The following is a 15,370-nucleotide window of genomic DNA, read 5'->3' on the forward strand; positions in this document are numbered from 1 at the left end:
CAAAAGCAACGGATTTCCGCGTTTATCTGAGGTTCATGCAACTTGTCCCGCGCTGCACCATTTAGCGGGTCCACCCGAATGAACGGGTCCGTTCAGTTAAGGAGTTTCGTATGCGTTACACGCTTGCCGCCGCCCTGGTCGCTTCGACCGCGTTCGCCGCGCCCGCTTTCGCGCAGGACATCAACCCCACCTTCACCGGTCCGCGCATCGCCATCCTGGGCGGGTACGACACCATCACCCCGGGCAGCACCGAGGATGCCGACAATGACAATAATGACCAGTCGGTCGACGGCTTCCTCTATGGCGTAGAGGCCGGCTACGACATCGCGCTGGGCGGCGCCGTGGTCGGCGCCGAGGTCGAGTTGAACGATTCGACCGGCAAGGTCGAGAACGACAACGGCGATTCGGAAAATTTCGGGTTTGGCCGCGTCGCACCGGGCCGTGACCTGTATCTCGGTGTCCGCGCTGGCGTGCTCGCGACGCCATCGACGCTGGTCTATGCCAAGGGCGGCTACACCAACGCCCGCCTCGACGTGATCGGCGGGCTCGGCAACGACGAGCGCGATCAGAATTACGAGCTCGACGGCTGGCGCCTGGGCGCGGGCCTCGAACAGGCGATCGGCACCAACAGCTTTGCGAAGATCGAATATCGCTATTCGAACTACGAAAGCGCCAATTTCGAGTATCTCGACGGCGAAGTGACCAATGATTTCGACATCGATACTGATCGGCACTCGATCGTCGCAGGCGTCGGCATCCGATTCTGACGTCGGCGGACGGCGTTTCCGACGCTCGCGTCAGGACACCGTTAACCACTACCCCGTAATCGGGGTCGGCAAGGGTCGGGGCAGCTTGCCCCGGCCCTTTTTCGCGTTACAGATAAGCGCCACCGGTGTGCTTACTGGCGCGACGGGAATCAGGTTTTTGGGGCGGCCGCAGCGTGGTCACGGCCCGGGGGTAGGACGCAATGAAGGCTACGATCGAACGCGCGACGCTGCTGAAGGGGCTGAGCCACGTCCAGTCGGTGGTCGAGCGCCGCAACACCATTCCGATCCTGTCGAACGTGCTGATCGAGGCGCAGGCCAGCGGCGCGATTCGGCTGATGGCGACCGACCTCGATCTCCAGATCGACGAGACCATCGCCGCCGCGGTCGATCAGCCTGGCGCGACGACGGTGTCGGCGCACACGCTGTTCGACATCGCGCGCAAGCTACCCGAAGGCGCGCAGGTCGAGCTTTCCGCGGCGGAGAACCGGCTGACCATCGTCGCCGGACGTGCGCGCTTCTCGCTCGGCACGCTGCCGCGCGACGATTTCCCGGTGATCGCCGAGGGCGAGCTGCCGACGGTGTTCGAACTGCCGGCCGAGACGCTGAAGGCGATCGTCGACAAGACCCGCTTCGCGATCTCGACCGAAGAGACGCGCTATTATCTCAACGGCATCTTCCTTCACGTCGCCGAGGACGGCCCGGGCAATTCCCCGGTGCTCAAGGCGGCGGCGACCGACGGCCATCGGCTTGCGCGCATCACCATGCCGCGCCCGGCCGGCGCCGAAGCGATGCCCGACGTCATCGTGCCCCGCAAATGCGTCGCCGAACTGCGCAAGCTGCTCGACGAGATCGACGGATCGGTCGGCGTGTCGCTGTCGGGCAGCAAGATCCGCTTCGACCTGGGCCAGGCGATCCTGACGTCGAAGCTGATCGACGGCACCTTTCCCGATTATTCGCGCGTCATCCCGAGCGGCAACGACAAGCTGCTGAAGCTCGATCCCAAAAGCTTCATGGCCGGGGTCGATCGCGTCTCGACGATCGCCACCGAAAAGACCCGCGCGGTCAAGATGGCGCTCGACCGCGACAAGATCACCCTGTCGGTGACGTCGCCGGAGAACGGCACCGCGGCCGAGGAAGTCCCCGGCGACTATGCGGCGATGCCGTTCGAGATCGGCTTCAACAGCCGCTACCTGATGGACATTCTCGGCCAGATCGAAGGCGACAGCGTCGAGGTCCACCTCGCCGACGCCGCCGCGCCGACGCTGATCCGCGAAAATGACAGCTCGCCGGCGCTGTACGTGCTGATGCCGATGCGGGTGTGACGCCGGCGGCGTTCCGCGCCGAACAGCGCGGCGTCGCGCGGAAGATGGCCGCGGCGCTCGCCATCACCGTCACAATCCTGTCCGCCGCATTGGTGTGGCCCTGGTCTGCGGCCGAGCGGATCGATCGCGCCTCGGCCGCGGCGATCGCTGCGCTTTTCATTGTCGCATGGCTTGCCGCGGCTATTGGCGATGTCGCACGCCAGCGCTTCTTTTCGGCCACGGACATAGCCGGCAGCGGGTCGGGCGCAGCCGATGGCGCGATCCGCGGTGGCATCGCCATCCTACAGAACACCCTGGAGCAGGTCACTCTGGCGATCCCGGTATATCTGGCGATCGCCGTCCTGCTGCCACATCCGGGACCAGTGCTGGCCGCGCTCGTCGCACTTTTCTGCATGGGACGCCTGCTGTTCTGGCGCGGCTGTCCGCGCGGCGCCTCCGCGCGGGCCTTCGGCTTCGCTCTGACCTTCTATCCCACGGTGGCCGGTCTCGGCATCGCCCTGTTCGTCGGCATCGCCCACCTGGGATAGCGGCGTCCCAATCGCGTCACCCCGCGTGCTTGGCGATCCACGCTTCCAGCACCGGCGCGATCTTCGTGCGCCATTTGGAGCCGTTGAAGATGCCGTAATGGCCGACACCCTCGGCCATCAGGTACCGCTTGTCGGCATCCGCCAGCTTCGTCGCCAGCGTCAGCGCCGCGCGGGTCTGGCCGAGCCCCGAAATATCGTCGCGCTCGCCCTCGATCGCCAGCAGCGCGGTGTCGGTGATCGCCGCCGGATCGACCGGGCGTCCGCGATGCGTCATCGTGCCATTGGGCAGCGCATGCGTCTGGAACACCAGATCGACGGTCTGGAGGTAGAATTCGGCGGTCATGTCGCACACCGCGCGATACTCGTCGTAGAAATCCTTGGTCGCATCGGCGCTGTCGCCATCGCCGCCGACGAGGTGCTTGAACATCTCGTAATGCGAGATCATGTGGCTGCCCAAATTCATCGACATGAACCCGGCAAGCTGCAGGAAGCCCGGATAGACGCGGCGGCCGGCGCCGGCATAGGTCATCGGCACGGTCGCGACGACATTCTGTTCGAACCAGGCGTGCGGGCGTTCGGTTGCCAGCGTGTTGACCGCAGTCGGTGCTTCGCGCGTGTCGATCGGTCCGCCCATCATCGTCAGCGTGCGCGGGCGATTGGGGTGCTCGTCCGCGTTCATCAGCGCGACCGCGGCATAGCAGGGCACCGATGGCTGGCATACCGCGAGCATGTGACTGCGCGCGTCGCCCTCGGCTCCCATCGCCGCGAGAAAGGCGATGACATAGTCGATATAGTCGTCGAGGTCGAAACGTCCTTCGGACACCGGCACCAGCTTGGCGTCGCGCCAGTCGGTGATGTAGACATCGGCGAACGGCAGCATGCGCTCGACCGTGCCGCGCAGCAGCGTCGCATAATGGCCCGACATCGGCGCGACGATCAGCAGCTTGGGACCACCCTCGACTCCGTCGCGAACGAAATGCTTGAGCTGGCCGAACGGCTTGCGCAGCACGATCTCTTCCGAAACCGCGACGCTCCTGCCGTCCACTATCGTCGTATCGAGCCCGAAGGCGGGTTTGCCGCGCGGTGCAGCGGCATGCGCGAATACCTCGAGCGCCGATCCGAGCACCGGCCCGCCGCCGAAATACGCGAACGGATTGGCAGGATTGCTCAACAGCCCCGCCCCGACATTGGCGAGCGCACTGGCACCCGCCAGCATCGAGCGCTGCAATTCATAGGCATTGTAGAGCATGTAGATCTCCCCTGCCGCTCGATCATCAAACGACAGCATTTGTCCGATCTATAGCGTAGCGCTGCTGCGGTGCAACGCCGAGCCGTGCCGATGCGACGACCGGATGCACAGGCGGTTCCCAATCGGGGCGGTTGCGGCTAGTCCCGAACCATCATGGCCGATGCACCCAGCGCCCCCCTGCCCCCGCCAGCCCCGCCCGCCCCGCCCAAGCGCCGGTTGAGCAATCTCACCATCGTATGGGGCTATACGTCGCGTTATCCGTTGCAGCTGGCCGCGGCGATCCTGGCACTGCTGTGCGCGGCGGGAGCGACCTTGTGGATCCCGCGCACCTTCCAGCAGGTCGTCGACAACGGCTTTGGCGGCGACGGCGACGCCGCGGCGATCGCGCCCTATTTCCAGGGGCTGCTGATCGTCGTGGTGATCCTGTCGCTGGCGACGGCGGCGCGCTTCTATTTCGTGTCGTGGCTCGGCGAGCGCACGGTGGCGGACATGCGCGCGGCAGTGCACCGCAACCTGCTGCGCCTGTCGCCGCAATGGTTCGAGGAGAACCGCCCTTCCGAGATCGCCTCGCGCCTCACCGCCGACACCGCGGTGGTCGAACAGATCGTCGGGACGACGGTGTCGGTGGCGCTCAGGAACCTGCTGATCGGCGTCGGCGGGGTGATCTATCTGTTCACGCTCGCGCCCAAGCTGGCGGCGCTGCTGATCCTGGGCATCCCGCTGATCATCGCGCCGATCATCTGGCTGGGCGGCAAGGTGCGGCGATTCTCTCGCACCAGCCAGGACCGCATCGCCGATATCGGCACGATCGCCAGCGAGACACTGGGCGCGATGAAGATCGTCCAGGCGTTCGGGCAGGAACGGCGTGAGGCGGATCGCTTCGCCGGTGCGGTCGATCGAGGATTCGCTGCAGCCAAGCTGCGCTTCGGCACGCGCGCGGTGATGACGGCGCTGGTCATCTTCGTGCTGTTCGGCGCGGTCACGCTGATCATGTGGGACGCGGTGTCCGACGTCGCCGCCGGGCGCGTCACCGGCGGATCGATCACCGCGTTCGTCATCACCGCCGGGCTCGTCACCGGCGCATTCGGCGCGCTCACCGAAGTCTATGGCGATCTGTTGCGCGCATCGGGCGCGGCCGCGAGGCTCGCCGAACTGCTCGCGCAGGAGCCGCAGATCGCCGCGCCCGCCAATCCGGTCGCGCTGCCGCAGCCGCCGCGCGGGGAAGTGGCGTTCGACCATGTCACCTTCCGCTATCCTACCCGCACCGAACATGCCGCGCTCCACGACTTCTCGCTCGACGTCGCGGCGGGCGACACCGTCGCCGTGGTCGGGCCGTCGGGGGCGGGCAAATCGACGCTGTTCCAGCTCGTCCAGCGCTTCTACGATCCCGAGGCCGGCGAGATCCGCGTCGATGGCGTGCCGCTACCCGCCGCCGATCCGGCGGAAATCCGCAAGCGCATCGCGATCGTGCCGCAGGAAACCGTGATCTTCGCCGCGACGGCGCGCGACAATCTGCGCTATGGCCGCTGGGACGCGAGCGATGCCGAATTGTGGCACGCCGCCGACGCCGCCAACGCCAGCGAGTTTCTGCGCGCGCTGCCGCAGGGGCTCGACACCTTCCTTGGCGAGGACGGCGCGCGGCTGTCGGGCGGGCAGCGGCAACGCGTCGCCATCGCGCGCGCGCTGCTGCGCGACGCACCGATCCTGCTGCTCGACGAAGCGACCTCGGCGCTCGATGCCGAAAGCGAGCGGCTGGTTCAGGACGCGCTCGACCGGCTGATGGCGAACCGCACGACGCTGGTGATCGCGCACCGCCTGGCCACAGTGCGCGCCGCCGGGCGCATCGTCGTGATGGATGCAGGGCGCATCGTCGAGGTCGGCACGCATGGCGACCTGATCGCCCGCGGCGGGCTCTATGCGCGGCTCGCCAGCCTGCAGTTCAGCGAAGCGGCGTGACGGGCGCGCCAAACTAAAAATTGGTGGGTACAGGCGTCTCGATGCCCATATGGGCGGCACTGCGAACCACAAGAAAGGTTGATCGTGACGGTCGAGACATCCCAGTCACTCGAAGAAATCGCCGAGGCGAAGGGCATGTTCGCGCCGCGCGTAACCTGGGTCCATCACTGGACTCCCGGGCTGTTCAGCTTTCGTGTCGAACGTCCGCAAAGCTTCCGCTTCACCTCGGGCGAGTTCGTGATGATCGGCCTTGCCCAGCCCGACGGCAAGCCGCTGCTGCGTGCCTATTCGATCGTCAGCCCGGCATGGGAGGAACATCTCGAATTCTTCTCGGTCAAGGTGCCCGACGGCCCGCTGACCTCGCGCCTCCAGCATCTCAAGGTCGGTGACCGGGTGCTGATCGGGCGCAAGACTACCGGGACGCTGGTCACCGACGCATTGAAGCCTGCCAAGCATTTGATGATGATCGGCACCGGCACCGGGCTTGCCCCGTTCCTGTCGATCCTGCGCGACCCCGAGACGCATGAGCGCTTCGAGAACATCGTCATCGCGCATACCGTGCGCCAGCGCGAAGAGCTTGCCTACCACGATTTCCTGTACGAGGAGATCAAGACCGACGAGATTTTCGGCGAGCTGCTGCGCGATCGATTCACCTACTATCCGACGGTGACGCGCGGCGAATTCCACACCCGCGGGCGCATCACCGACCGGTTGCGCGACGGGCTGTTCCGCGCCGATCTGGGCCTCAGCATCGACGATCGCCCCGACACGCGCTGGATGATCTGCGGGTCGATGGCGTTCAACAAGGAGATGATCGAGATCCTCGAGGGCTGGGGCATGGACGAAGGCACGCGCAGCAACCCCGGCGAGTTCGCGGTCGAACGCGCGTTCGTCGGATGACGACGCTCGTTACCGGGGCGGCCGGGTTCATCGGCATGGCAACCGCCGATGCGCTGCTCGCGCGCGGCGACGCCGTGATCGGGATCGACAATCTCAACAGCTATTATGATCCGGCGCTCAAGCATGCGCGCGTGGCGCAGTTGAGCGAGCGTCACGGCGATCGGTTCCGGTTTGTCGAGCTGGACTTCGCCGACCGGGCGGCGTTGGAGGCCGAACTGGGCGGAGCGGAGTTTGACCGCATCGTCCATCTCGGCGCGCAGGCCGGAGTGCGCTATTCGATCGAGAACCCGCACGCCTATGTCCAGTCGAACCTGGTCGGGCACGTCAACATGCTCGAACTGGCGCGGTCGCGCAGCACCAGCCACTTCGTCTATGCGTCGTCGTCGTCGGTCTGTGGCGGCAACACCAGCCTGCCGTTCCGGGTCGAGGACCGCACCGACCGCCCGGTGTCGCTCTATGCCGCGACCAAGCGCTGCGACGAACTGCTCAGCGAGAGCTATGCACACCTCTACCGCTTTCCGCAGTCCGGGTTGCGGTTCTTCACCGTCTACGGTCCCTGGGGCCGCCCCGATATGGCGCTGTGGATTTTCACCAGGGCGATTTTGGCGGGTCAGCCGATCCCGGTGTTCAACAATGGCGAGATGGAGCGCGACTTCACCTATATCGACGACATCGTCGCCGGTGTCGTCGCCGCGCACGACACGCCTCCCGCCGACGACGGCGCTGAAAAGGCGGGCGGAAGCACTGGCCCCCACGCGCTCTACAATATCGGCAACAATCGGTCCGAGCCGCTGGGCCGCGTGATCGAGCTGCTTGAGCAGGCGATCGGCAAGCCCGCCATCCGCGACTATCAGCCGATGCAGCCCGGCGACGTTCCGCGCACCTTTGCCGATATCGACGCGATCCAGCGCGATTTGGGCTATGCCCCGACCACCGGCATCGATGTCGGCATCCCGCGTTTCGTCGACTGGTATCGACGCTATCACGGCGTCTGACCGCCGCAACCGAAAGCCTGTCATGCGCGAAGCCGTCATCGTCTCCACTGCCCGCACACCGGTCGCCCGCGCGTTCAAGGGGGCGTTCAACGATACCGATGCGCCCCAGCTTGCCGCGCACGCGATCAATGCCGCGATCGAGCGCGCCGGGATCGATCCGGTACGGATCGACGATCTTGCGCTGGGGGCCGGGTCGCAATGGGGCACGCAGGGCGCCAATGTCGCGCGCACTGCGGTGTTCGCCGCGGGGCTGCCGCTCGGCGTGGCCGCGACCAGCATCGACCGCAAATGCGCGTCGGGCCTGACCGCGATCGCCTATGCCGCGCGCGGCATCATCGCGGGCGACATGGATGTCGCGGTGGCGGGCGGGGTGGAATCGATCTCGCTGACCCGCAACGCCCACACGCCGACGTTCCGTGCGCAGCCACAGGTCGTCACCGACCAGGTGCCGCACGCCTATATGGCGATGATCGAGACTGCCGAGATCGTCGCCGACCGCTACGGCATCTCGCGCGGGGCGCAGGACGCGCTGGCGATGCAGAGCCACCAGCGCGCCGCCGCCGCGACCGCCGAGGGACGGTTCGCTGACGAGATGGTGCCGATCACGGTCCGCAAGAACCTGATCGCCAAGGATGGCAGCATCGCTGGCCAGGAGGAGGTCACGCTTGCGAGCGACGAAGGCATCCGCGCCGACACGACGCTGGAAGCGCTGGCTAACCTGAAGCCGGTGTGGAAAGACGGTCAGGTCGTGCGCGAAGGCCGTTTCGTGACCGCCGGCAATGCCAGCCAGCTATCCGACGGCGCTTCGGCGCAGGTGCTGATGGACCGCGCCACCGCGCAGGCGGAAGGCCGCCCGATCCTCGGCATCTTCCGCGGCTTCCAGTCGGCGGGCTGCGCACCCGAGGAAATGGGCATTGGCCCGGTGTTCGCGATCCCCAAGCTGCTTGAGCGCGCCGGGCTGGCGGTCGGCGACATCGGGCTGTGGGAAATCAACGAGGCGTTCGCCAGCCAGCTGCTCTATTGCCGCGACCGGCTCGGCATCCCCGACGATCGCCTCAACGTCGACGGCGGCGGCATCGCCATCGGCCATCCGTTCGGCATGACGGGCAGCCGCCTGGTCGGGCACGCGCTGATCGAGGCGAGGCGCCGCGGCGAGCGTTATGCGGTGGTGTCGATGTGCGTCGCGGGCGGCATGGGCGCGGCAGGGCTGTTCGAGGTGGTGGGATAGGTTCGGATCGTCAGATCATGGCGTCATGACGATCGGCGCGATGCTGCCGTCGTCGCGATACTCCACGCGATCGATCGCCACCTGCCGCTGGCCACGATACGGCCCCTCGCCCGCCACATCTTCCCAGCGGTGATAGGCGATCGACCAGCTGCCGTCGGCGTTCTCGAAGAATGCGTGGTGCCCCGGCCCCTTGTACCGCCCGGCACTTGCCAGGATTTCACCGCGATAGGTCCACGGTCCCGTCGCACCCGGCGCGGTCGAATAGGCGACCGAGTAATTGCCGCGGTTGTAGGACCCGTGGCTGTAGCTGAGATAGTAGAGGTCGCCGCGTCGATGCAGGAACGGCGCTTCGGTGAATCGCTCGGGCTGCTCGATCGCTACCTCGCGGGCCAGCGTCAGCAGGTCGGGCGCGAGCTCGAACATGCGCAGCCGCGCGCCCGCGCTGCCGCCCGCGAGCAGATAGGTCTTGCCCAAGGCCGGATCGGCGAACACCATCGGGTCGATCGCCTCGAACCCGTTACCCCCGGTCAGCAGCGGGCGTCCGCTGTCGATATAGGGGCCGTCGATCCGGTCCGATGTCGCAACGCCGATCCGGCTCGGCGTCGGGTTTTGCGGCCCGACCGAATAGAACAGATAATAGCGCCCGTTCGCCCTGAACGCATGCGGCGCCCACAGGAAATGCTCGGGCGCGCCGTCCGCGATCCATGCGATGTCCGACATCCGGATCAGTGGCGCGCTGCGTCGCCAGCCATCGGCGGTGCGCGCCCAGCCGTAGAGCCGGTCGCCGCCGCCGGTCGGGAACAGCCAGGTCTGCCCGTCTTCGATCAGTACCGAGGGATCGGCCCCGGCGAACAGCGGATTGGTGCGCTGCCCACGCCCCGCATCGACGCATCCGGCGAGCAGCGGCGCGGCCAGCACCGCCGCTGCCCAGCCCGGCCTCATCGGGCGGCGCGCTCCGCATTGGCTTCGCTGGTCATGCGCTTGATCATGTCGACTTCGGCCTGGCGATAGGCGGTGCCGTCGCTGCGCAGGACGTCGTGGAACCAGATCGTCGGCTCGTCATAGGTATAGGGCTTTTTCCAGCTGTCCCACGGGAAGCGGGTCTGCGACTTGCCGTCGACAAAGCCCCAGTTGAACATCGCGATGTTGTATTTGCGGCCCAGCGGCAGCGACCCGTCGAACGTCGATCCGTTGCCGCGCGCCATATATTCGGTGCACAGCACGGGGCGGCCATAGCTCAGCATCTGCTTGGCGCGGCGCTCGAACTGTTCGGGCCAGTTATAGTCGTGGAAGCTGTTGACGTCGCTGCGGCTGACCTGGATCTTCTCGACCGCGTCGAGGCTGTCGCGCTTGTCCCATGTCTCGCCGATCCAGAGGCCACTGGTCAGCGGCTGGGTCGGATCGACGCTCTGTGCCCAGTCGAACACCTGCCCGAGCAGCCCGGCGACCAGCGCGGTCTTGTTCGGCGTCGGCTTGTAATTACCGCCGCCGCCATTGTTGGGCTCGTTCCACACGTCCCAGGCAAGGATGCGGTCGTCGTCGGCGAAGCTGCCGACCACGTCCTTCACATAGGCTTCGAGCTTGTCATACTGGCTCTTGTCCGCCAGCCGTGCCGCGCCCGGCGCCTGCATCCAGCCCGAATTATGGACCCCCGGGATCGGCGGACGCTGCGGCCCCGCTACCGGATCGGGATCCCAGCAGCTGTCGAACAGCACGAACATCGGCTTGATATTGTGCCGCGCCGCGATCTCGAGGAAGGTGTTCATCCGCTGCTTGAGGCCCGCCGCGTCGTTCTCCCACAGCATGTTGTGGAGATAGACGCGCATCGTGTTCATGCCCATCTTCGCCGCCCAGCCGAGCTCCTGATCGATCTGCTCGGGATTGAAGGTATCGGCCTGCCACATCGCGAACTGGTTGATCGCGTCGCGATTATTGTAGTTGGCGCCGACCAGCCACGGCTGTTCGCCATACCAGGCCTTGGCCTGCGCCGGGGTCCAGATGTCACGCGCCTGCGCGGGCTGGGCGGCAAGCGCGGCGACGGCCGTACCGGCAATCAGGAAGATGCGGTTCATCGAAATCTCTCCGTGGGTCAGCGGGGGCGCTGCGACGCGATCTGGCCGGTCGACAGGCGATAGGTCATGGTATTGCGATAGGTCTGGCCCGGATCGAGCCGCGCCGATCCGAACGCCGGCTGGTTGACCGTGTCGGGAAAGCCCTGCGGTTCGAGCACGATCGCATCGCCGCCGCGGTACAGCCGTCCCGACTTGCCGGTGACGGTGCCGTCGAGGAAATTGCCCGAATAGAATTGCACCCCCGGCTGGTTCGACCATAATTCGAACCCGCGCCCCGAAACCGGATCGTGCACCGCCGCCATGCGGTGCTGGTCCTGCGTCACCGCCGTGCCCACCACCCAATTATGGTCGTAGCCGCGGCCATAGGCGATCTGGACGTCGCGCGCGTCGCGAACGCGTTCGTTGATGACGCGCGGACTGCGGAAGTCGAACACCGTGCCCGCGACCGGGCGCAATTCGCCGGTCGGGATCAGCGTCGCGTCGACGGGCGTATAGCGATCGGCATCGATGGTCAGGATATGCCCCATCGCGCCGGTGCTGCTGCCCTCGCCGCTCAGGTTCCAATAGGCGTGGTTCGACAGGTTGACGACGGTCGGGCGATCGGTGGTCGCGCGATAGTCGATGGTCAGCGCGTTGTTCTCGTCCAGCGAATAGGTGGCATCGACGGTCAGCGTGCCGGGATAGCCCTGATCGCCATCGCGGCTGACATAGCGCAGCGTCACCGACGCGGTATCGCCTGACTTTACCGACACGATTTCCCACAGCACCTTGTCGAAGCCGGCAATGCCGCCGTGCAGCGAATTGGGGCCGTCATTGACCGGGGTGCGGTACTCCCTGCCGTCGAGCGTGAAGCGCCCCTGCGCGATGCGGTTGGCAACGCGGCCGACCGTGGCGCCGAAATATTCGGGCTGTTTCAGATATCCGGCCATGTCGTTGTGGCCGAGCATGACGTCGGCGACACGCCCGTCGCGATCCGGCATCCGCAGCGCCTGCAGCGTCGCGCCCCATGCGATCACCGTCGCGCTGACCCCCGCCTTGTTGGTCAGCGTCACCGCGCCGACTGCCCTGCCGTCCGCGGTCGTGCCGAACTTTGACCGTTTGGCGTCGGTCGCCAGCGCCGGTGTCGCCGCCATCAGCGCCGCCGCCAGCAGTAGCGGCCATCGTGCATCGAGCATCTTTCCTTCTCCCTGTTCCGGCTCGAACGGCCGTGTTGAATCATCGCCCGACCGGGGATGGGACACCCTAGCCCAACCCGTGGCGCGATGAAAAGCTGATAAGTATTATAAATCGCTTGATCCCCCCCGGCGCCTTGCCGTAAAAGATGGCGCGCCCTCGCCAGAAGGGCAATCAGGATGATGGGGAGGAACAACATGCAAAGTCGGACACTGGCACTCGCGTCGAGCGCGATCGCGCTGGTATTCATCGGCGCCGCGCAGGCCGCCGCCCAGACTGCGCCGCCACAATCGACTGCGCAGGACCCCGCGACGCAAGAAACCGCAGCCGAGATCGGCTCCGAGGAGATCGTCGTCACCGGCCTTCGCCGCAGCCTTGAATCGGCGCAGGCGATCAAGCGCAATTCGGACGGCATCGTCGATGCGATCGTCGCCGAGGATATCGGCAAGCTGCCCGACATCACCGCGTCCGCCGCGCTCGCGCGCGTCACCGGCGTCCAGGTCAACCGCGGTGCCGGCGAAGCGGCGCAGGTCCAGATTCGCGGCCTGCCCGACATCTCGACCACCTATAACGGGCGTGAGATCTTCACTGCCGAGAACCGTTTCGTCGCGATCCAGGATTTCCCGGCCGGCGCGGTCGCCGCGCTCGAAGTCTACAAGTCGGGCACCGCCAACCTGATCGAAGGCGGCATCGGCGGCCAGGTCAATGTCCGTTCGCGCCGTCCGTTCGATTTCGACGGGTTCGAGCTGTCGGGCTCACTCAACGGCGTCCATTTCGAACAGAGCCAGGCGCTCGACTGGAACGGCAACCTGCTGATCTCGAACCGCTGGGAAACCGGGATCGGCGAGATCGGCATCCTCGTCAACGGCGCGATGACCAATATCGATTTTCTCGACGCCACGCGCGAGAATGATCGCTTCGTCAGCCCCGAACCCAATAACGACATCGCCACGGGCGATTTCCGCCGCCCCAACGGCCAGGGCATCTTCTACGGCAGCGGCAATCGCTGGCGGCCGTCGGTCAACGCGGCGATCCAGTGGAAGCCGGCCCCGAACTTCGAAATCTATGTCGACGGGCTGTTCCAGGGCTATCGCGCCGAGGATCGCAACCACTGGCTGTTCGTCCCCACCTTCGGCGCGACCGAATTCAGCAACGTCGTGCTGCGCGACGACGGCAGCAATTCGCTGCAAAGCGCCACGGTGACCAATGCCGCCGCCCCCGATGGCTACGACGCGTTCAGCAAGCAGCGCACCGACACCTATCAGATCGCCGGTGGCGCGATCTGGACCGCCGACCGGCTGAAGCTGTCCGCCGATATCGCCTATACCGATTCGACCTATACGCAGCGCAACGCCAATATCGATTACCTGTTCACCAGCTCGCCGGTGCGCAACGTCGTGTTCGAAAGCAGTCAGGGCGAAGGCGGCGGCACGTTCGACTTCCTCGACTTCAATGCTGCCGACCCGAACAATTATCAGTTGCGCGGGCTGTTCGACACCAATTTCCAGGCGACCGGGCAGGATATCCAGGCACGGTTCGACGCCGAATACGATACCGGCATCGACGTCCTGTCGCGCATCCAGATCGGCTTTCGCTACAATGATCGCGACGCCAGCCGCCGCAATGGCCAGCGCTATGCGGGCCTCGCCCAGCTCGGCATCCTGTATCGCGACTTGCCGGTGGACATCGCCCTCATCCCGCGCGGGTTCCGCTATGATCAACTGCAGCCCGACACGCTGTTCGCGGGGCCGACCTTCGACAGCGTGTTCGCCAATCTCGCAGCGCTGCGGACGATCGCGCAGCGCGGCGGTGACCAGGCGGCGATCGATTTTGCCAATACCGGCGATCCGGCGTTCAACCCCCTCGAGACCTTCACTGCCAACGAGCGCGCCTATGCGGGGTATGCGCAGGTCAAATACGCGTTCGATCTTGGCTTGCCGGTCGATGGCCTGATCGGCGTGCGCGTCGTCAAGACCGAGACGACGCTCAACGGCACCTCTCGCGACGATGCCACCGGCGTATTCTCGCCCGTGACGCAGCAATCGGAATATACCGATTATCTGCCCAATGCGAGCCTGCGCGCCGAGCTGACCGATGGATTGCAGCTTCGCCTGGCATACACCCAGACACGGACGCGGCCGAACTTCATCGACCTCAATCCATCGACCACCTTCGGCACCATTCCAAGTTCGTGCACCCCCGATCCGGCCAATCCCGAGGCTACGGGTCCGGATGCACCGGGCTGCAACATCTTCAATTCGAGCGGCAATCCCGACCTCCAGCCGCTCCAGTCGAACAATTACGACATCTCGCTCGAATGGTATTTCTCGCGCACCGGGTCGCTCACGGGCGGACTGTTCCGCCGCGACGTCAGCAACTTCATCTTCCGCAACTCGGTGACCGAGGAAATCCCCAACGCGCCCAATGTCATCACCAACCTGCCGACCAACGGCGGCGACGGGCGGCTGCAGGGCGCCGAAGTCGCGTTCACCTCATTCCTCGATTTCGACAGCCTGCCGCAATGGGCGCAGGGCTTCGGCGTCCAGGCGAATTACACCTATATCGACGCCACGACCGAGCTTGCTCCCGGCTTCCAGGATCGCCTGCCGGGACAGCAGCCTTTCCCCGGCGTATCAGAGCATAGCTACAATCTGGTCGGCCTATACGAACGCCCGCAATTCTCGGCGCGCCTGGCGTATAACTGGCGGTCGGAGTTCGTCATCGAGTATCAGGACCTGCAACAGGGCTTCCTGTCGCCGCTGACGCAGCAGGCGCTCGGCACGCTCGATTTCTCGGCGTCGGTGACGCCGATCGAGAATATCACGATCGCGTTCGACATGCTCAACATCCTCGCCGATCCGGTCAAGACCGACCGCGTCTACAACGCGGCTGGCGACGCCTATAACTTCCAGACCCGCTATATCGAGCGCGTCTATTCGCTGGGCGTACGCTTCCGCTTCTGATCCCCGGACGCCATTTCACAAAGGCGTCGGGCCGCACCGGGAATCCGGTGCGGCCCTTTTTTGGCGCTACTTTGACGCATGATCGTACCTCAACCCGTTCGTGTCGAGCGAAGTCGAGACACCCTACCGAGCGAAGCCGAGGCGCTTGCGGCGTTCTCGTTACGCTCGAACAAATCCCTCGACTTGGCTCGGGACGAACGGGGATGGGTAAAGCTGCT

The 15,370-nt window shown here is 65.8% G+C and carries 12 protein-coding genes; 8 read left to right on the top strand and 4 right to left on the bottom strand.

From position 1 onward, the window contains the following. Positions 1-110: 110 nt before the first annotated feature. From FHY50_RS09940 to FHY50_RS09950, 3 genes are all read left to right on the top strand, one after another. On the top strand, positions 111-767 hold the full coding sequence (locus FHY50_RS09940) for an outer membrane protein (protein ID WP_140048282.1): 657 nt from the start codon (positions 111-113) through the stop codon (positions 765-767). Positions 768-967: 200 nt separating this feature from the next. Then, positions 968-2,089: a DNA polymerase III subunit beta gene (gene dnaN, locus FHY50_RS09945; RefSeq protein ID WP_140048283.1), complete on the top strand. Its 1,122-nt coding sequence runs from the start codon at positions 968-970 to the stop codon at positions 2,087-2,089. Beyond that, positions 2,086-2,616, top strand: coding sequence for an MAPEG family protein (locus FHY50_RS09950; protein ID WP_244935330.1), 531 nt, complete (start codon positions 2,086-2,088; stop codon positions 2,614-2,616). Before dnaN ends, FHY50_RS09950 begins: the two co-directional genes overlap by 4 nt. 16 nt (positions 2,617-2,632) lie before the next feature. On the opposite strand, the gene FHY50_RS09955 is transcribed toward FHY50_RS09950, so the two are convergent. Then, on the bottom strand, positions 2,633-3,865 hold the full coding sequence (locus FHY50_RS09955; RefSeq protein WP_140231139.1) for a polyhydroxyalkanoate depolymerase: 1,233 nt from the start codon (positions 3,863-3,865) through the stop codon (positions 2,633-2,635). Positions 3,866-4,018: 153 nt separating this feature from the next. Here FHY50_RS09955 and FHY50_RS09960 point away from each other — a divergent pair, with 153 nt between their 5' ends. The 4 genes from FHY50_RS09960 to FHY50_RS09975 all read left to right on the top strand — a co-directional run bounded on the left by FHY50_RS09960 (position 4,019) and on the right by FHY50_RS09975 (position 8,944). Further along, positions 4,019-5,821: an ABC transporter transmembrane domain-containing protein gene (locus FHY50_RS09960; protein ID WP_140048284.1), complete on the top strand. Its 1,803-nt coding sequence runs from the start codon at positions 4,019-4,021 to the stop codon at positions 5,819-5,821. Between the two features lie 84 nt (positions 5,822-5,905). Then, complete coding sequence (locus tag FHY50_RS09965; RefSeq protein ID WP_244935331.1) at positions 5,906-6,721, top strand: ferredoxin--NADP reductase; 816 nt, start codon at positions 5,906-5,908, stop codon at positions 6,719-6,721. After that, positions 6,718-7,716 (top strand): SDR family NAD(P)-dependent oxidoreductase, encoded by a 999-nt coding sequence (locus FHY50_RS09970; RefSeq protein ID WP_140048285.1) that lies wholly within the window; start codon positions 6,718-6,720, stop codon positions 7,714-7,716. The genes FHY50_RS09965 and FHY50_RS09970 overlap by 4 nt, the downstream gene beginning before the upstream one ends. A 22-nt stretch (positions 7,717-7,738) precedes the next feature. Further along, a complete protein-coding gene (locus tag FHY50_RS09975) occupies positions 7,739-8,944 on the top strand; it encodes a thiolase family protein (RefSeq protein WP_140048286.1) in 1,206 nt (401 codons plus the stop codon). A 15-nt stretch (positions 8,945-8,959) separates the two neighbouring features. Here the strand turns inward: FHY50_RS09975 and FHY50_RS09980 are convergent, their stop codons facing one another. The 3 genes from FHY50_RS09980 to FHY50_RS09990 are packed head-to-tail and all read right to left on the bottom strand — an operon-like array spanning position 8,960 to position 12,191. Next, complete coding sequence (locus FHY50_RS09980) at positions 8,960-9,886, bottom strand: family 43 glycosylhydrolase (protein WP_140048287.1); 927 nt, start codon at positions 9,884-9,886, stop codon at positions 8,960-8,962. Next, complete coding sequence (locus FHY50_RS09985) at positions 9,883-11,016, bottom strand: endo-1,4-beta-xylanase (RefSeq protein ID WP_140048288.1); 1,134 nt, start codon at positions 11,014-11,016, stop codon at positions 9,883-9,885. Before FHY50_RS09985 ends, FHY50_RS09980 begins: the two co-directional genes overlap by 4 nt. 17 nt (positions 11,017-11,033) lie before the next feature. Further along, positions 11,034-12,191: an aldose epimerase family protein gene (locus FHY50_RS09990; protein WP_140048289.1), complete on the bottom strand. Its 1,158-nt coding sequence runs from the start codon at positions 12,189-12,191 to the stop codon at positions 11,034-11,036. Between the two features lie 195 nt (positions 12,192-12,386). Here FHY50_RS09990 and FHY50_RS09995 point away from each other — a divergent pair, with 195 nt between their 5' ends. After that, positions 12,387-15,152: a TonB-dependent receptor gene (locus FHY50_RS09995; RefSeq protein WP_166745420.1), complete on the top strand. Its 2,766-nt coding sequence runs from the start codon at positions 12,387-12,389 to the stop codon at positions 15,150-15,152. Positions 15,153-15,370: the final 218 nt, after the last annotated feature.

The sequence above is a fragment of the Sphingomonas japonica genome, from assembly GCF_006346325.1.
GTDB lineage: Bacteria > Pseudomonadota > Alphaproteobacteria > Sphingomonadales > Sphingomonadaceae > Sphingomonas > Sphingomonas japonica.

Bases quoted from the DNA above. Each gene is read 5' to 3' on its own strand.
- dnaN (WP_140048283.1), top strand. From the start codon at position 968: ATGAAGGCTACGATCGAACGCGCGACGCTGCTGAAGGGGCTGAGCCAC.
- FHY50_RS09995 (WP_166745420.1), top strand. From the start codon at position 12,387: ATGCAAAGTCGGACACTGGCACTCGCGTCGAGCGCGATCGCGCTGGTA.
- FHY50_RS09970 (WP_140048285.1), top strand. From the start codon at position 6,718: ATGACGACGCTCGTTACCGGGGCGGCCGGGTTCATCGGCATGGCAACC.
- FHY50_RS09955 (WP_140231139.1), bottom strand. From the start codon at position 3,865: ATGCTCTACAATGCCTATGAATTGCAGCGCTCGATGCTGGCGGGTGCC.
- FHY50_RS09940 (WP_140048282.1), top strand. From the start codon at position 111: ATGCGTTACACGCTTGCCGCCGCCCTGGTCGCTTCGACCGCGTTCGCC.
- FHY50_RS09960 (WP_140048284.1), top strand. From the start codon at position 4,019: ATGGCCGATGCACCCAGCGCCCCCCTGCCCCCGCCAGCCCCGCCCGCC.
- FHY50_RS09990 (WP_140048289.1), bottom strand. From the start codon at position 12,191: ATGCTCGATGCACGATGGCCGCTACTGCTGGCGGCGGCGCTGATGGCG.
- FHY50_RS09975 (WP_140048286.1), top strand. From the start codon at position 7,739: ATGCGCGAAGCCGTCATCGTCTCCACTGCCCGCACACCGGTCGCCCGC.
- FHY50_RS09980 (WP_140048287.1), bottom strand. From the start codon at position 9,886: ATGAGGCCGGGCTGGGCAGCGGCGGTGCTGGCCGCGCCGCTGCTCGCC.
- FHY50_RS09985 (WP_140048288.1), bottom strand. From the start codon at position 11,016: ATGAACCGCATCTTCCTGATTGCCGGTACGGCCGTCGCCGCGCTTGCC.